The 16,010-nt window shown below is 67.0% G+C and carries 9 protein-coding genes; 4 read left to right on the forward strand and 5 right to left on the reverse strand.

Features of this window, described 5'->3' with window-relative positions:
• Nucleotides 1-262 precede the first annotated feature (262 nt).
• From SOM61_RS00985 to galK, 3 genes are read left to right on the forward strand one after another with little or no spacing between them, the layout of a single operon-like run.
• Entirely contained in the window at nucleotides 263-1,933 is a 1,671-nt protein-coding gene (locus tag SOM61_RS00985; RefSeq protein WP_320472342.1) for a sodium:solute symporter family transporter, read from the forward strand.
• 39 nt (nucleotides 1,934-1,972) lie between these two features.
• The gene (locus SOM61_RS00990; protein WP_320472343.1) at nucleotides 1,973-3,037 is read left to right on the forward strand and encodes a UDP-glucose--hexose-1-phosphate uridylyltransferase; all 1,065 of its coding nucleotides are present in this window, start codon (nucleotides 1,973-1,975) and stop codon (nucleotides 3,035-3,037) included.
• A gap of 7 nt (nucleotides 3,038-3,044) precedes the next feature.
• A complete protein-coding gene (galK, locus tag SOM61_RS00995) occupies nucleotides 3,045-4,211 on the forward strand; it encodes a galactokinase (RefSeq protein ID WP_320472344.1) in 1,167 nt (388 codons plus the stop codon).
• A gap of 3 nt (nucleotides 4,212-4,214) precedes the next feature.
• Here galK and SOM61_RS01000 read toward each other — a convergent pair whose 3' ends face one another.
• The 3 genes from SOM61_RS01000 to SOM61_RS01010 form a co-directional block, all read right to left on the reverse strand.
• Nucleotides 4,215-5,513, reverse strand: coding sequence for a glycoside hydrolase family 28 protein (locus SOM61_RS01000; protein WP_320472345.1), 1,299 nt, complete (start codon nucleotides 5,511-5,513; stop codon nucleotides 4,215-4,217).
• Nucleotides 5,514-5,532: 19 nt separating this feature from the next.
• Entirely contained in the window at nucleotides 5,533-8,310 is a 2,778-nt protein-coding gene (locus SOM61_RS01005) for an exo-rhamnogalacturonan lyase family protein (protein ID WP_320472346.1), read from the reverse strand.
• A gap of 96 nt (nucleotides 8,311-8,406) precedes the next feature.
• Nucleotides 8,407-8,925, reverse strand: coding sequence for an RNA polymerase sigma factor (locus tag SOM61_RS01010; protein ID WP_320472347.1), 519 nt, complete (start codon nucleotides 8,923-8,925; stop codon nucleotides 8,407-8,409).
• 257 nt (nucleotides 8,926-9,182) lie between these two features.
• Between SOM61_RS01010 and SOM61_RS01015 the strand changes: the two genes are divergently transcribed.
• The gene (locus SOM61_RS01015; RefSeq protein ID WP_320472348.1) at nucleotides 9,183-12,101 is read left to right on the forward strand and encodes a TonB-dependent receptor; all 2,919 of its coding nucleotides are present in this window, start codon (nucleotides 9,183-9,185) and stop codon (nucleotides 12,099-12,101) included.
• Here SOM61_RS01015 and SOM61_RS01020 read toward each other — a convergent pair.
• Entirely contained in the window at nucleotides 12,078-14,405 is a 2,328-nt protein-coding gene (locus SOM61_RS01020; protein ID WP_320472349.1) for a glycoside hydrolase family 2 TIM barrel-domain containing protein, read from the reverse strand. The two genes, SOM61_RS01015 and SOM61_RS01020, sit on opposite strands and share 24 nt — an antisense overlap.
• The gene (locus tag SOM61_RS01025) at nucleotides 14,402-15,925 is read right to left on the reverse strand and encodes a family 43 glycosylhydrolase (protein WP_320472350.1); all 1,524 of its coding nucleotides are present in this window, start codon (nucleotides 15,923-15,925) and stop codon (nucleotides 14,402-14,404) included. Before SOM61_RS01025 ends, SOM61_RS01020 begins: the two co-directional genes overlap by 4 nt.
• Between the last annotated feature and the right edge of the window lie 85 nt (nucleotides 15,926-16,010).

Here is a 16,010-nt window from a genome sequence, read left to right on the forward strand (position 1 = left end):
GACTCATTACAAAGGTAATCGCAATGCATGAAGCGAAAGAAATCGACAATAAAGCCTTTCGAAACCTTTCGAAATTGCCGTTTATTGTATTAATCATCAGTTCGAGCAGAGCGGTCACCCGAAAACGAAAGTTCTGCGGTACTATCGCTGAGCTGGCGCAATGACGCAACACAGCAACGGCGACGGCCTGGCAAACGAGGCCCCGCCCGACTGACAACCACGACCGGGACATGAGACCCCGGCGGCATAGAGACATCGACCCATGACCCCATTCACCACGCTCGACACCTTCGTCTTCCTGGTTTACTTCGTGGCCATCTCGGCCTACGGCATCTGGATCTACTGGCGCAAGAAGCGCACCAGCGGCAAAGCCACCCACGACTTCTTCCTGGCCGAAGGGTCCCTCACATGGTGGGCCATCGGCGCCTCGCTGATCGCCTCGAACATCTCGGCCGAGCAGTTCATCGGCATGAGCGGCTCCGGCTACCGCATCGGCATGGCGATCGCCGTCTATGAACTGATGGCGGCCGTGACCCTGGTGATCGTGGCCGTGTTCTTCATGCCGGTCTACCTCAAGAACCGCATCTACACGATGCCGCAATTCCTCGAGCAGCGCTACGGCAAGGCGGTGGCCACCACCATGGCGGTGTTCTGGTTGGGCCTCTACGTGGTGGTGAACCTCACCGCCATCCTCTACCTCGGCGCGCTGGCGATCAGCAGCATCGCCGGCCTGGACGTGATGGCCTGCATGCTGTTCCTGGCGGTGTTCGCCACCGTGATCACGCTGGGCGGCATGAAGGTGATCGGCTACACCGACGTGGTGCAGGTGCTGTGCCTCGTGATCGGCGGCCTGGTCACCACCTGGATCGCGCTCGACCTGGTGGCGGCGCTGGCCGGCGGCCAGGGCGCCCTGCGCGGCATGAGCGAACTGTATCTGCGCGCCGGCGAACACTTCGACATGGTGCTGTCGCGCGACAATCCGGCCTATATGGACTTGCCCGGCATGTCGACCATCATCGGCGGCATGCTGATCGTGAACCTGAACTACTGGGGCTGCAACCAGTACATCATCCAGCGTGCGCTCGGCGCCGACCTGCATACCGCGCGCAAGGGCCTGCTGTTCGCGGCTTTCCTGAAGCTGCTGATGCCGATCATCGTCGTCTTGCCGGGCATCGCCGCCTATGCGCTCGACCGCTCGGGCACCCTGGGCGACGCCATGCGTCCGAACGGCGAGCTCAATCCGGACCGCGCCTATCCGACCCTGCTCGCCCTGCTCCCGGCCGGCATCAAGGGCCTGGCCTTCGCGGCGCTGACGGCGGCGGTGGTGGCCTCGCTGGCCGGCAAGGCCAACAGCATCGCCACCATCTTCACGCTCGACATCTACAACAAGCACTTCAACCGCGAAGCGAGCGAACAGAAGATGGTGTGGATCGGCCGGGTGTCGGTGGTGGTCTCGATGGCCATCGCCGTGCTGCTGGCGCCACTGATGGGCATCGACAAGAAAGGCGGCTTCCAGTACATCCAGGAATACACCGGCTTCGTCTCGCCCGGCATCCTGGCGATGTTCCTGCTCGGCTTCTACTGGCGCAAGACCACGGCGGCGGCGGCGATGTTCGCCACCATTGGCGGCCTGGTGTTCTCGGTGTTCCTCAAGTTCCTGCCGCTGGCGATGGACCTGTCGTTCCTGGCCCCGATCGGTTTTGCGGTCGACAACGGCGCCGGCGTCTACGAAATCCCCTTCCTCGACCGCATGCTGATCGTGTTCATCATGGTCGTCATCGGCATGGTTGTGATGAGCAAGATGGCCGCGCAGGACGGCACGCTCAAGCGCATGCACATCGACCGTTCGCTGTTCCGCGTCGATGGCGGCTTCGCGCTGGGCTCGGCCGTGATCTGCGTGCTGCTGGTCGCCATCTATGGCATCGGGTGGTAAGCTCGAAACCATCCGACCATGACGATGACGAGGAACGCGATGTTCAACCCTACCGACCACCCGCACCGCCGTTACGATCCGCTCGGCGGCGACTGGGTACTTGTCTCTCCCCACCGCGCCAAGCGCCCCTGGCAAGGGCAGCAGGAAGCCCCCGACCGCGCGCCCAGGCCGGCCCACGACCCTGGCTGCTACCTGTGCGCCGGCAACGTGCGCGTCAATGGCGAGCGCAATCCCGACTACCAGGGCACGTATGTGTTCGCGAACGATTTCGCGGCCTTGACACCCGACACCCCGGACGCGCCGCCGGGCGCCGACCCGCTATTCCAGAGCATGAGTGCGCGCGGCACCAGCCGCGTGATCTGCTTCTCGCCCGACCATGCGAAATCGCTGCCGCAGCTGACCTTGCCGGCGCTGCGCGGAGTGGTCGACACCTGGTGCGAGCAAGCGGCCGAGCTGGGCGCAAGCTATCGCTGGGTCCAGGTGTTCGAGAACAAGGGGGCGGCGATGGGCTGCTCCAATCCGCACCCGCACGGCCAGATCTGGGCCACCAGCTTCCTGCCCGACCTGCCCGCACGCGAAGACCGCCTGCAGCGCGCCTATCAGGCCGAGCATGGCCGGCCGCTGCTGCTCGACGTCGCCGAGCGCGAGGCCGAGGCGCGCGAGCGGGTAGTAGTCGAGACCGCGCACTGGCTGGCCGTGGTGCCGTACTGGGCCGCCTGGCCGTTCGAGACGCTGCTGCTGCCCCGGTTCCCGGTCCAGCGGCTGGAAGACCTGAACGACGAGCAGCGCACCGACCTGGCGCTCGCCCTCAAGCGCCTGACCACCCGCTACGACAACCTGTTCCAGACCTCGTTCCCGTATTCGATGGGCTGGCACGGCGCGCCGTATGGCGAGGGTGACAATACCCAGGCCTGGCAGCTGCATGCCCACTTCCATCCGCCTCTGCTGCGTTCGGCCTCGGTGCGCAAGTTCATGGTCGGCTTCGAGATGCTGGCCGAGGCACAGCGCGACCTGACGCCGGAACAGGCGGCGGCCATGCTGCGCGCCGTCTCCGACGAGGTGCACTACCTCGACGCCGCCGACACCCCTGCTTCCAACCCTTGAGCGTACGATGAACGATTCTTTGACGGCCAGAGCGGCCGACGTCTTCCTGGCCGCCTTCGGCCAGCCGGCCACGATCCGGGTGCAGGCTCCGGGCCGGGTCAACCTGATCGGCGAACATACCGACTACAACGGCGGCCTGGTGCTGCCTTGCGCCATCGGCTACCGCACGGTGATCGTGGCGCGGCCGCGCACCGACCGCCGCATGCGGGTGGTGGCCGCCGACTACGACGACGCCATCGACGAGTATGCGCTCGACGTGCCGATCGCGCGCCTGGCCGCGCCGATGTGGGCCAATTACGTACGCGGCGTGGTGCACGAGCTGCTGCAGCGCGAGCCAGGGGGCCAGGCCATGCACGGCATGGACATGGTCATCGCCGGCGACGTGCCGCAGGGCGCCGGCCTGTCGTCGTCGGCCTCGCTGTCGGTGGCGGTGTGCACTCTGTTCTCTGCCCTCCCCGACTACCCGGGCCTGGGACCGATCGAGGCGGCCCTGGTGGCCCAGCGCGCCGAAAACGACTTCGTCGGCTGCAAATGCGGCAATATGGACCAGATCAGCTCCGCCTGCGGCGTCCAGGACCATGCGCTGCTGATCGATTGCCGTTCACTGGAAGTCAATCCTGTACCGATTCCGGCGGGCGCGGCGATCATGATCGTAGAATCGCACATCACCCGCGGCCTGGTCGACAGCGCCTATAACACGCGCCGCGCCCAGTGCGAGGAAGCGGCGCGCCACTTCGGCGTGCCGGCCCTGCGCGACGTCGACCTGGCCAGGCTTGCCGAAAAAAGCGGCGGGCTCGATCCGGTCGTGCTGCGCCGCGCACGCCACGTCGTCAGCGAGAACGAGCGCGTCGTCGCGGCGGCAGAGGCGCTGGCCGCCGGCGACCTGGAACGCATGGGAGAGCTGATGGCGGCCTCGCACGCGTCGATGCGCGACGACTTCGAGATCACCGTGCCCGCCATCGACCGCCTGGTCGACATCGTCAAGGGAGCGATCGGCGCGGCCGGCGGCGTGCGCATGACGGGCGGCGGCTTCGGCGGCTGTGTGGTGGCGCTGGTGCCGGAAGATCTGGTGGAGCCAGCGCGCCAGGCGCTGGCCCGCGACTATCGGGCGCCGAACGGCGCGCAGGCGACCGTGCACGTCTGCCGCGCGGCGGCCGGCGCCGGCAGCCTGTAAGGGCTACAGCGACGCTTTCTTGCCGTTGACGATCACGTTGTCCAGCCGTACGTCGCTGGCGCCGGCGATATCGAGCCTGGGGTCGCGCAGCGCGAGCTCGATATCCTTGAACACGATGTCGCTGATCTCGGTCTGCCCGGGATTCGGTCGGATGCGCCCGAAGCCGCCGTAGCGGCCCTTGATGCCCTCCAGCCGGATATTGCGCACGATCGACTTCGGCGGCGGCGCGCCCTTGAGGTCCACGTACTGGGTCCACGGCTGCACCGACACGATGGCGCCGCGTTCAGATTGCAGGACCAGGTTGCGCAGGTGGACGTTCTCGTAATGCTGGGGCGTATCAGGACGCAGCTTGAGCACTGCGATATTGAGCACGTGTCCGGTCACCCGGCAATCCTCGACCAGGATGTCGCGCACCAGGGTCGCTTCGCTGCCCAGGGTGATGACGCTGTGGCCGCGCCTGAATTCGCAGTTGCTTACCCTCACGTCGGTGACGGGCGGACTGTCCTTGTCCTGCAGCGCGAACGGCCCCTTGGAACCCTTGGCGGCGATGCAGTCGTCGGTTACCGAGAAGTAGCAACCTTCGATCGTCACCCGCTGGCAGCTATCCAGGTCGATGCCGTCGGTGCTGGGCGCCTGCTTGTAATCGTCCGGCACCACGAAGCGCGCGTTTTTCACCGTCACGTCCTGGCAGCGGTACAGGTGCAGGTTCCAGAACTGCGAATCCTTGAAGGTCACGCCCTCGACCGTCACGCCGCGCGAGCGCTCGATCAGGGCCAGTCGCGCGCGGGGGACGCTGATGTTCGGGAAGTTGCCCGGGTCCTTGTAGGCATTGCGCAGCTTCCAGAAGCGGTCCCAGATCGGGCGTCCGGCGCCGTCGAGCGTGCCCTCGCCGCTGAGATGAAAACCGTCGCAGCCGTCGGCATTGACCAGCGCCGGGTTGAAGTTCTCGGCGAAGTGGCCTTCGATCCGGGTGCGCCGGACCGGAAAATGCTTGAGGTCCGTCGAACACTTGAGCACCGCGCCCTTGGCCAGGTGCAGGTGCACGCCGGGCTTGAAGAACAGTGCCCCGCTGACGAAAACGCCGCGCGGCACGACCACCGTCCCGCCGCCGCCCGCGGCCAGCGCATCGATCGTCTGCTGGATGGCGGCGGTGTTGACGGTCTTGTCGTCGGCCACGGCGCCGTGGGCAGTGATGTCGGCCCGCCTGGCGCCCGCCGCCAGAGCCGGCGCGGCGCCGGCGCAGAGTGGCGCAGCCATGAGCGAGAGCGTCAGGCGCCGGCGATGGGAGTGGGGATGCGTCATGGTCTTGTCTCCTTGCGTGTCATGGTCCCACCAGGCCGGCGGCACGCGCCGCCTCGTCCAGCGAATCGCCGACCAGCGCCATATTCTGGATCGCGGCCAGGCTCCACTGTGCCGAGCCGTTGGTGCCGATGTTCGGCAGCTCGTGGAGCTCGCGCAAGACCGCCACGCCGCCGACCTTTCTCGCGGCCGCGTGCGATTTCATGAAGTTCGAGGCGAACAGTTCGCGCCAGGCGCGCAGGGCCAGCGCCCGGTCGCGCTCGTGGTAGGCGGCGTAGGCGGAGAGGCGCGAGTGCGAGTCGGGCTGGGCCCGGCCGCGCGGCTCGCTGCCCAGCAGCGCGATCAGCTCTTCCTTCGGGGCGTTGTAGTAGCGGCAGTACTCGAGCCAGGCCTTGCGGTAGCCCGGCTCGTCGACCAGGGTCAGGAGCTCGGAACTCATCTCGACGACGCCGAACACGCCGTTCAGTTGCGAGATGCGCACCTGGTCGCCCGGCCCGCTGAATTTTCCGGTCTTTGGATCGTAGGGCGCCGCCGAGGCAAACCAGCGGCGCTCCAGCGCGCCGATGGTGCGCATGCCGTTCACGATCTTGTCGCGCCAGCGGGGCTCGCCCGTGCGCTCCCACTCCGCCAGCCAGGCCGCGACCAGCGAACCCCAGACGGTGCCGAACGAGGCGTCGACCAGCGCCGGTGCATTGGCCGACCTGCCTGCTGACGGCAGCGCGCCAGGCGTGGAGCCGGGACGCAGCTTGCGGCCGATGTCGACCTTGTGCAGGTCAGCGTCGGAATCGAGCAGCTCGCGCATCAGGTCGCCCGTGCGTTCGTCGGCGGTGAGGAAGTAGTAGATGCGCCGATAGGCGGCGTTCGATACGCGCGGCTGCTTGGACGAATCGGACCAGTGCTGCACGCCATGGCGCGTGCCGAAGCCCTTGAACGGGCCGGCGTGGTACACGTCCACCTCGCCCGTATGCCGCGTCATCGCCTCGGCGAACTTGAAGATGTCGGCGCGACCGGTGCGCAGGTAGCTGTACCACAGCCACAGGTCGGTCGACAGCTCCGAATTGTCCCAGGCATAGCCACCGATATCGTAGCGCCACATGTGGCGGTCGTTGTCGTAGGCATGCATCACGTCGCCGTAAGACCAGAAGCCATACCAGCGATGCTGCTCGACTTCGCGCAGGTACTGGTCCAGCCTGAAGGCGAGATGATCCTCGATCAGCTTGCGCGCCGGCGTGCCGCGGTCGCTCACGTCCCAGTCGCCGAACACGCCGCAGGCGTGGATGCGGGCCGGCTCCAGCACCAGCCGGGCCGGATTGGCCACCTGCTCGGCCATGTCCGAGAAGTCCTGGTGCGAAGGCGTGGCGCCCAGCACCCACAGTTGCAGTTCGGTGGTGCGGGCCACGCCGGGCGAGGCATCCCAACCCGGCTCGTAATCCTCGTAGGTGATGTTCAGGCCCGCAATTTGTTCTTCGAAGGTGTCCATGCCGTCGGCCGAGCGGTAGGAGCGCATGTCCATCGCCGGGCTTGACGGCGACCACATCCAGGCGGTGACGTCGGCCATGTCGCTCGCGGCCTTGCGCACGTCCAGCTGGCTCGGTGTGCGCTGCCAGAAGTCCTTGAAGCCGAGCGCCACGCCGCCCGTCGCGCCACCGGCATACACCAGGCCCTTGGTCCGCGTGCCGGCGTTGGCATCGATCCAGGCGTGGCCGCTGCGGGTGCGCTTGCGCAGCGCGAAGCCGTCCGGCGTGGGCTGGGCAAGCGTGAAGTCGCCCCACTCGGGAATCCAGCGCAGGCCATCCTGCACCGGCTTGGCCATGCCGGCCAGCGGCGGCAGCGCCCGGCCGGCCACCTGTGCGTCCTTGTACTCCTGGCCGGGATCGCGCCGCAGGCCGGTCACCGGCCGCACCGCCTCGCCCCACACGCCGACGCCTTCGCCGGCAAAGCGCACATGGCGGTCGTGGGTGGCGTCAGGCATGGCTACCCTCGCCGTCACGCCGAGTCCCGCAATGAAATCACGGGCCGGGTCGCCGTCATAGATGAATGAGTGGACGATGCGCACGCTGTCCGAACCGGCGTAGAAGTATAGGCGCACCGAGAATGGCAGCCAATCGCGTCCGGCCCCCGCGTGCGCGGCGTGCACGCCGTCGAGCTTGACGACGGCCCGCACCGGCCCCTCCTGCTCCAGCGTGACGCGCGTGACCTTGCTGGTAAACAGCTCTCGGCGCACGCTGCCCGCGTCTTCCAGCTCGGGCCCGTCCTGGCGCAGCGCGACCAGGCGCAGGTGCTGCATCGTCACCCTGCCGGCGCGGGTCGCGCGCTCGATCAGGTATTCTCCGCTGGTCGGCACGGTCCACGTCAGTTCGCCGGCACTGACCGTCAGCGCGTCGCCGGACTGCCTGACCGATACGCCCGCTTTCGCCGTTCCGGCGCCCGTCTCGAGATTCCAGCCGGAGGCAGTCGCGCCGCCGGCCACCGCATGCGCGGTCCACTTGAGCGAGCCATCCGGCCAGTAGGCCAGCGGCCACGATTGCAACGCGGGACCGTCGGCGCCCAGCGTGAAGCGCAGGTTCTTGTTGGCGGGCAGGCGCAGCGTCCCGCGCGGCCAAGGCACGCCCAGGGTGGCGCCTTCGAAGCGCGCCGGCGCCTGGCCGTCGAGCCAGCGCAACGCGGTGCCGGAGACCGGCTTGCCTTTGCCGCCGACGTTGGCGGTAGCTGCATGGGATGCGACCGGTGCGCCCGGAACGGCGGCCAGCGCGGCCGCCATCTGCACGAAGCGTCTGCGGGATGGGAGGAATGGTGGCAAGCGGCGTCTCCATCTGATATTTCAGTGCGATGGATTATGCGGCCGTGCGCCGCGCATCAGGCTTCCCGACCAGAAATAATCAAGCAATGGATCGATTCACGCGCAAGCCGCCGGCTCGCAGATCATCTCCGCCAGCAAACGCGATCCTTTCATCATCTCCTTCTCAACCACGTTCTCCGACAGGCCCAGGCAGGCCGCGGTTTCGAGCTGGGACAGCCCGTGGATCCTGCGCGCCCGGTACACCTGCCGGCAGCGCCGCGGCAGCCGGTCGATCAGGCGCAGCACCCAGCGCAGCTCGGAACGCGCCATGGCGACGCGCTCGGTCGATGGCCTGGCCTCGGGCATATCGAGGTCGTCCAGGCTGGCCAGGAGGTCGATCCGCAGCGCGCAGTCGCGGCGTAAGCGGTCCAGCATGATGTTCTTCGCGACCTGCAGCGCGAACGCCCTGGGAGTCGCGATGTGCTCGACCGACGCACTGCGCAGCAGGCGGCAGTAGACCTCCTGGACCAGGTCGTCGACATCGTCCGGCGTCGCACACAGCCGCCGCATGCCGGCGCGCAGTTCCGCCTCGAACGGCAGAACGTTGGCGGTGACCCATCCGCTGTTCAACGACATGGTGCGTCGGTTCCTCACATGGCTTGAAGACCCCCCCCAGTATTTACACCTTTTGGTTCCGTTGGGCTCTCTGTCGCCATTCGATCAACAACTTGATCTTTACGGTCGGCGGCGGCGGGAAGCGTGTCCGAATTCGTCATTGATGCGGTAGACGGCATATCGCCACCTACCCACAAAACATAACATCGATATCGGAGACAGGGACCATCAGATCCACACACCAGCTTTCCCCCGGCGCAGCAGTACTGCGCCGCAGCGTGACCAGCCTCGGCGTGCTCGGCATGCTTGCCACGCTCGGTGCGCAAGCGCAGGAGGCTGCGCCTCTCGAAACCGTGGTCGTTACCGGCTTTCGCGCCAGCTTGAACAGTGCGCTGAACACCAAGAAAAATGCGGACGGCATCGTCGACGTCATCAAGGCCGAAGACGTCGCCAAGTTCCCGGACGCGAACCTGGCCGAATCGCTGCAGCGCGTGCCGGGCGTGTCGCTGGTGCGCGGCGACGGCGGCGAGGGCAAGCAGATCAGCGTGCGCGGGCTGAACGCGGGCTTCACCCGCGTGCGCATCAACGGCATCGAGGCGATCTCCGCGACCGGGGCCTCGGACATCAACGGCAGCACCAACCGCTCGCGCGCCTTCGACTTCTCGGTGTTCGCCTCGGAGCTGTTCAACAGCCTGGAGGTACGCAAGACCTCGCAGGCCGACATCGAAGAAGGTTCGCTCGGCGCCACGGTCGATCTGCGCGCGGCGCGCCCGTTCGACTTCAAGGGCGAGACCATCAGCATCGGCGGCCAGCAGGCCTACAATACGCTCGCCCACCGCCCCGCTCCGCGCGCGACGGCGCTGTACTCGAACCGCTGGGATACCGGCATCGGCAAGGTGGGCTTCCTGGTCTCGGCCGCCTACTCCAAGCGCCACGCGACCGAAGAAGGCTATGAGGCGGTCGAACTGCTGTCCGCCGACTCGGACGGCGGCTTCTGCTCGCCGCTGGGAGCCACGCCGCAGAACCCCGCCAACTCGGGCGTCAAGGGCATCACACCGGCCAACTGCGGCTTCAACCTGCCACGCACCTCCACCGGCGCTGCTTACAACGACGTGTTCGGCCGCACCGACAGCTATGGCAACACGGTGGCCGCGCCGGCGCCGGGGTCAGGCGCCTTCCATCCGCGCATCCCGCGCTACCGCCGCTCGGTGGCCGAATACGAACGCGCGGGCCTGACCGCGGCCTTCCAGTGGCGCCCCGCCGCAGGCACCGAGCTCAATCTCGACCTGCTGGGTGGCGACTTCAAGAACGACCGCTACGACAACTACATCTCGGCGATCTCGTTCGGCCGCAGCCTCGCCGCCGCCAACGGCAAGCCACAGACCTCGATCGTCGAGACCTCGTTCAACGGCAACGGCAGCTGGGAATACGGCCGCTTCAACGGCGTCGACGTGCGCTCGGAGGGCCTGCTCGACGTGAACAATACCGAATTTCGACAGCACGTCTTCTCGGGAACGCACAAGCTGACCGACACCATCGAGCTCGACTTCATGAGCGGCATGTCGCGCTCGACGCTCGATTCGCCGATGCGCGCCACGGTGCAGATCGACGCGCCCAACGTCAACGGCTTTTCCTATGATTTCCGCGGCAACCGCAACGTCCCGACCATCGATTTCGGCATCGACGTCGCCAATCCGGACAACTTCAGCTGGGGCCCGGTGGATCCGGACGGCACCGTGCACGGCCAGTTCGTCGGCCGCAAGCTCGAAACCGGCAACAAGCTCAAGACCCATGCCGTGGGCGCCAGCTGGGACGTCAACGACAACCTCACCTTGCGTACCGGCTGGTCCAAGCGCGAGAACAGCTGGACCAATTTCGAGGTCGGCTCGGGTGCGCCGAACGGCCTGCCCAATCCGGCCGGCTTCCGGATGGACAGCGTGACGCGCATGATCAGCAACTTCGGCCGCGGCCTGGAAGGCAGCGGCTATCCCAGCCAGTGGGTGGCCATCGACCTCGACAAGTTCCGCAAGGTGTGGGACATCGAATGCCACTGCGCCGCGGTCCCGGGCTCCGAGTACAATCTGCTGAACCAGTCGAACCGCCGGGTGCGCGAGAAGATCGATGCCCTGTACCTGTCGGCGGACTTCCACTACGACGTCGGCCCCGTCACCTTGCGCGGCAACGCGGGGGTGCGCGCCGCCGAAACGAAGGCCACGGCGGCGGCGCTGGTCAATGCCGGCGGGCACCTGGAAGAAATCAGCTTCGACAAGACCTACCACGATTACCTGCCGGCGCTGAACCTGACCGCGCAGCTGCCGCGCGACGTGTTCCTGCGCTTCTCGGCGGGCAAGACCTTGTCGCGGCCGGAATACATCGACCTGGCGCCGTCGGCGGCCGTCAATGTGCAGGCGCAGACGGTTGGCATCGGCAATCCAGAACTCGACCCGATCCGCGCCAAGACCTACGACCTGCAGGCCGAGTGGTACTACGACAAGGGCGCCATGGTGTCGTTGGGCTTCTTCCGCAAGGAGATCGACACTTATATCCAGAGTGTCGGCGAGCGGGTTCCCTATAATTCGCTGGGTCTGCCGGATGCCCTCCTGGCCGGGGCCGGGTGTTCGCTCACGGGTGGCACGCCGGCCTGTCCGACCCTGCCGGATTCACTGGTGACGGTACGGCGCGCGGTGAACACGCCGGGCGGGCCGCTCAACGGCTTCGAGTTCAACCTGCAGGCGCCGTTCAACTTCCTGCCTGGCGTATGGCGCAACTTCGGCCTGCTGGCCAACTACACGCGCGTGAAATCGACCATCACCTACATTACGCGCACCGCCACCGCCACCTTGCCGCAACTGTCGATGGATGCGAACCTGGTCGGCATGTCGCCCAAGGCGGGCAACCTGACCCTGTACTACGAGGATCCGAAGTTCAGCGCACGGATCTCGGCGGCGCACCGCTCCGAATATCTGTTCAACGTGCTGGGCGACGTCAACGGCCACGACTTCACCTTCGTCGACGCCGCCACCAACCTCGATTTTTCGATGTCGTATAACCTGACGCCGCAACTACGCGTCACGCTCGAGGGTTCCAACCTGACCGACGAACCGCTGCGCTACGGGCGCGACTCGCAGCGCAACGACACGCTGCTGTATGCGCACTCGGGGCGGACCTTCGCCCTAGGGATGGCGTACAAGTTCTGAGGCGCCAAGGGCGCCCGCCTGGGCCCGCGCCTTGACGGCGGCGCGCGGCCCGGTCACGCGCACCAGCACGCTCGCGATCCCCGCCTCGGTTGCCACCACGTGGCTCCCGACGATCTGCGCGCCTTCGATGCCGGAGAACGCGACTTCTGTGCCAGTCGCAGGCACCGTGGTGCCATTGGCGTCGCGCAGGCGGGCGCGCAGGAAAACCAGGTCGCCCTCGACCACGGGCACGTTGACGTCGTCGAGCTCCAGGGCCAGCGTCGTCGGCTGCTGCGGCGTGCGCACGCGGTGCTCGGCCACGACCCGCCCGCCGGCATAGGCCAACGCCACGAGTTCCCCGGGCGCGAAGCCGCCGGTGTCGAATTCGAGCGGCGGATGCGCCAGGCGCGGGTGGGTGCCGGAAGGTGTGCTCTTCTGGCGGCCTACCGGCTTGCCGTTCAGGCGCAGCTCGACTTCCTGGGCATTGCTGAACACGCGCACGCGCGGATTCGAGTTGGCCTGCCAGTAGCTGGCGATGAAGACCATCGGGCCGCCACCCCAGCGGGGTGAACGCTCCGTGGCGCTGCGTTGTGAGCGGAAGAACTCGGCCGCGAACTTGGGCAGGCGCTCGATGCTGAGCAATCCCGATTCCTCGAGATCCGGCGCATAGCCGCGCGCATAGTCGAACATCACCCAGTAGCCGTCGGCGAAGGCCGGCGTGGCGGCATTGTCGTCATGGGCCTCGGCCACATTGCGGGCCTGCTGCAGCAGCCTCGTTTCGCCGCTGCCCAGCGCCTGGCGGCTCGAGCGGTGGACCGGCTTGAGGTCGGCCCAGGCGTCCTGGTTCAGGCCCGCGTTCATCGCATAGTATTCCCAGTCGCCATACTCGGACACGATCAGCGGCTTGGCCGGCAAGGCATGCTTACTCCCTATCCGGTGCTGGCGCGCCTGCAGATAAAGGTCATAGGTATGCGGCACCCAGCCGGCGGACCAGGCCTGGTCGCCCGGGTATTCCTGGTGCACGGTGGCGTGCAGCGCCTGCACCAGCGGGTCCGGCATGTCGGTCTCGTTGAGCGAGCACTCCCAGGCCACGACGCTGGCGTGATTGCGGTCGCGCCGGATCATGTCGGCGCAGGTGCGCAGCGCCTGGCGCGCGAAGGCCGGGTCGGGATTGTGGAACTGCCAGCCGGGGATGGCCGGCAAGACCATCAGGCCCAGTTCATCGGCCGCCGCCATGAAGGCCGGCGACTGTGGATAATGCGAAAGGCGCACGAAGTCGAAGCCGTAGCGCTTGATCAGCAGCGCATCGCGCGCGTCGGCCTGCGGCGACAGCGCATAGCCGACATATGGGTATTCCTGGTGACGGTTGACGCCGCGCAGGCGCAGGGGCTCGCCATTGAGGAGCAAGCGGCCGCCCTCGAAGGCCAGGCGGCGCACGCCGATGCGGGTCGCGACCAGATCCTCGCGGCCGGCGGCGGAGATCCTCGTCTCCAGCCGGTACAGGTTCGGCGTTTGCGGCGACCATAACCTGGGCGCGCGCACCGTGAGCGGCATGGTGACGTGGCGGCGTTCGCCCGCCTTCAGGCGCAGCTGCTGCTCGGCCTGGGCCACTTGCCTGCCCTCCCACGCCAGCGTGTGGCGCACGGTGACCGTCTGCGTGCTCTTCGACGTGTTGCTGACCTCCGCCTTGACCTTTACCTGCGCCTCGCCCTTGTCGGCGCGCGGATAGGTCACGAATACCCCGCCGCCGCCCGGCGTGGCCGAGAGCATCTCGTCCGTGACGTGCACCGGCGGCTTGATCACAAGCCGCACGTCGCGGTAGATGCCGCCATGCTGGATGTAGTCGAGCTGCTTGAGCGGCTTGGGGCCGGTGATCGGGTTGTCCTCGTTATTGGCGCGCACCACGAGTTCGTTCGCGCCCACGGGCCGCAAGGTATCGGTGACGTCGAACGCGAACGGCAGGTAGCCGCCCAGGTGCTGTCCCAGGTGGCGGCCGTTGAGCCAGACGTCGGCCACGTTCATCACGCCCTCGAAACGCAGGATCGCGCGCTCGCCCGGCCGCAGCGTGACGTCCAGGCGCTTCTTGTAGAACGCTGTGCCCTGCCAGGGCGCCGTGGGCACGCGCGGCTCGATGCGCGCCGCGTACGGGAGGTTCACCTCGGTCCAGGCGCCATCCGGCACCTGGTCCGCGCTGGCAAGTTGGCCGGCCTCGTCGCGGTAGAATAGCCATGATGCGTTCAGATTGAGGTCCGCCGCCTGTACAGGCGCGGCCAGTGCCAGCGCCAGGAGGACCGCACGGATCGGGATCAAGACGATGTTCATCATTCGCGCACCAGGCTGAAGTCGTCAAGGGTGAGCCAATCGCCGTCCTTCCCTTCCGAGTAGACGCCGATCTGCACGCTGCCGGTGACAACCTGGATGCCGGGCAGCGTCACCTCGCTCCACCCGGCCAGCGGATCCGGCAGTGAGCGGGCGATTTCGGCGCCGCCGTGCCCGGAAGCGTACAGCCGCGCCACGCGCTGGCCGCCGCTGCTCTTCACCCATGCCTTGAGCGTATATCGGCCGTTCGGCAGCGTGACATTCTGGATCGCACTGCCCATCGTCTGCCCCGCATGACGCAGGCTCAATGCCCAGCGTCCGGTGCGTCCCTCCAGCACGTTCATGAACGGCGCATCGCCCTTGATGCTGGTCCAGCTGCTCACCCATCCGGCAACGCTCGTCTGGCGTACCCGGTCCGCCTCGAAGCCGGGGTTGAGCAGGTAGTTATTGCCTTTGCCGACGGCCCAGGTGCCGCGCGCGGCGTCCAGCGTGAATTCGCTGAGCGAATTGAAGCGTGGCGCGGTGCCCTCGAACGACAGCGGCGTCCAGACGTGGTAGCCATGCCCGTTGCCGGCAAAATTACTCCAGCGGTCGCCCGCATACAGCACCGTGGTGCCGGCGCTGCCCTGGAGCGGAATGAAGAAGCCGTTCTGCGACACGTGCGAAAAGTCCGCCTCGGTGCCCTCGATGATCCGCTCCGGCGTGTACGGGCCGGTAATGTTCGGCGACGTCATGTAGAAGCTGCGCGAGGCGTTCCAGCCGTGCAGGTCGGACGAGCAGAAATAGTACAGGCCCTTGTGCTTGAACATCGCATTGCCTTCGCGCCCGCCGGCCGGCGTACTGTGGATGTTCGTGGCCGCTTCGACCTGGAGGAAGTCGGACGGCCGCAGCGGCGCCACGTACAACTGGCGCCGGTCGCCGTTGCTGCTGAAGATCAGGTAGGGCTGGCCGTCGTCATCGGTGAACACGGTCTGGTCGCCCGAGGTGGGCGTGGCGACGTTGTCGATCTTCGCCTGCAGCCGCTCGAACACGAAGGGGCCGTTGGGACTGGCGCTGGTGGCGAACAGCACGCCGCCACCCGTGCCCTTGCTGCTGTACTGGGTGAGCAGCACGTACTTGCGGGTTGCCTTGTGATAGACCACGCCCATGCGTCCCAGCCATGCCTTGGGATCGTACTGCTTGCCCAGGCCTTGAGGCGTAAGGACGTCGCCCTCGAAGGTCCAGTTCACCAGGTCGGTCGACGAGTAGGCGGTGACCGCGCTGAAGTGCGGCTGGTCGAGTGGCTTCCCCGGCGCTTTGGCATAGCTCACCGCCTCGGCATACTTGACGCCATACCAGTAGTACTTCGCGCCGACCTTGAGCATGCCGCCGCCCTGCGAGTAGATCGGCGTGCCGGCGGTGTCCTTCCAGAAGATGCCGTTGCGGATGGTGGTGTCGGCGGCAGTTGCCCCCTGCGTCAAGCCAGCAAGGGCCAGGGCCAGCGCCAGGCAGGCGAACCGGCCGCTGTGGAAGAAATGCTCGATCATCGATTCTCCAGTATGACGCCCGACGCGTCGGGCATGCGGGAACGTCGCGTCCCGCCCGGCAGTATAAGAGTGCTCTGCCGCCCGC

It is taken from the genome of Massilia sp. CFBP9012, assembly GCF_034045115.1.
GTDB lineage: Bacteria > Pseudomonadota > Gammaproteobacteria > Burkholderiales > Burkholderiaceae_D > Telluria.

Bases quoted from the DNA above. Each gene is read 5' to 3' on its own strand.
- SOM61_RS00990 (WP_320472343.1), top strand. From the start codon at position 1,973: ATGTTCAACCCTACCGACCACCCGCACCGCCGTTACGATCCGCTCGGC.
- SOM61_RS01025 (WP_320472350.1), bottom strand. From the start codon at position 15,925: ATGATCGAGCATTTCTTCCACAGCGGCCGGTTCGCCTGCCTGGCGCTG.
- SOM61_RS01010 (WP_320472347.1), bottom strand. From the start codon at position 8,925: ATGTCGTTGAACAGCGGATGGGTCACCGCCAACGTTCTGCCGTTCGAG.
- SOM61_RS01020 (WP_320472349.1), bottom strand. From the start codon at position 14,405: ATGATGAACATCGTCTTGATCCCGATCCGTGCGGTCCTCCTGGCGCTG.
- SOM61_RS01000 (WP_320472345.1), bottom strand. From the start codon at position 5,513: ATGACGCATCCCCACTCCCATCGCCGGCGCCTGACGCTCTCGCTCATG.
- SOM61_RS00985 (WP_320472342.1), top strand. From the start codon at position 263: ATGACCCCATTCACCACGCTCGACACCTTCGTCTTCCTGGTTTACTTC.
- galK (WP_320472344.1), top strand. From the start codon at position 3,045: ATGAACGATTCTTTGACGGCCAGAGCGGCCGACGTCTTCCTGGCCGCC.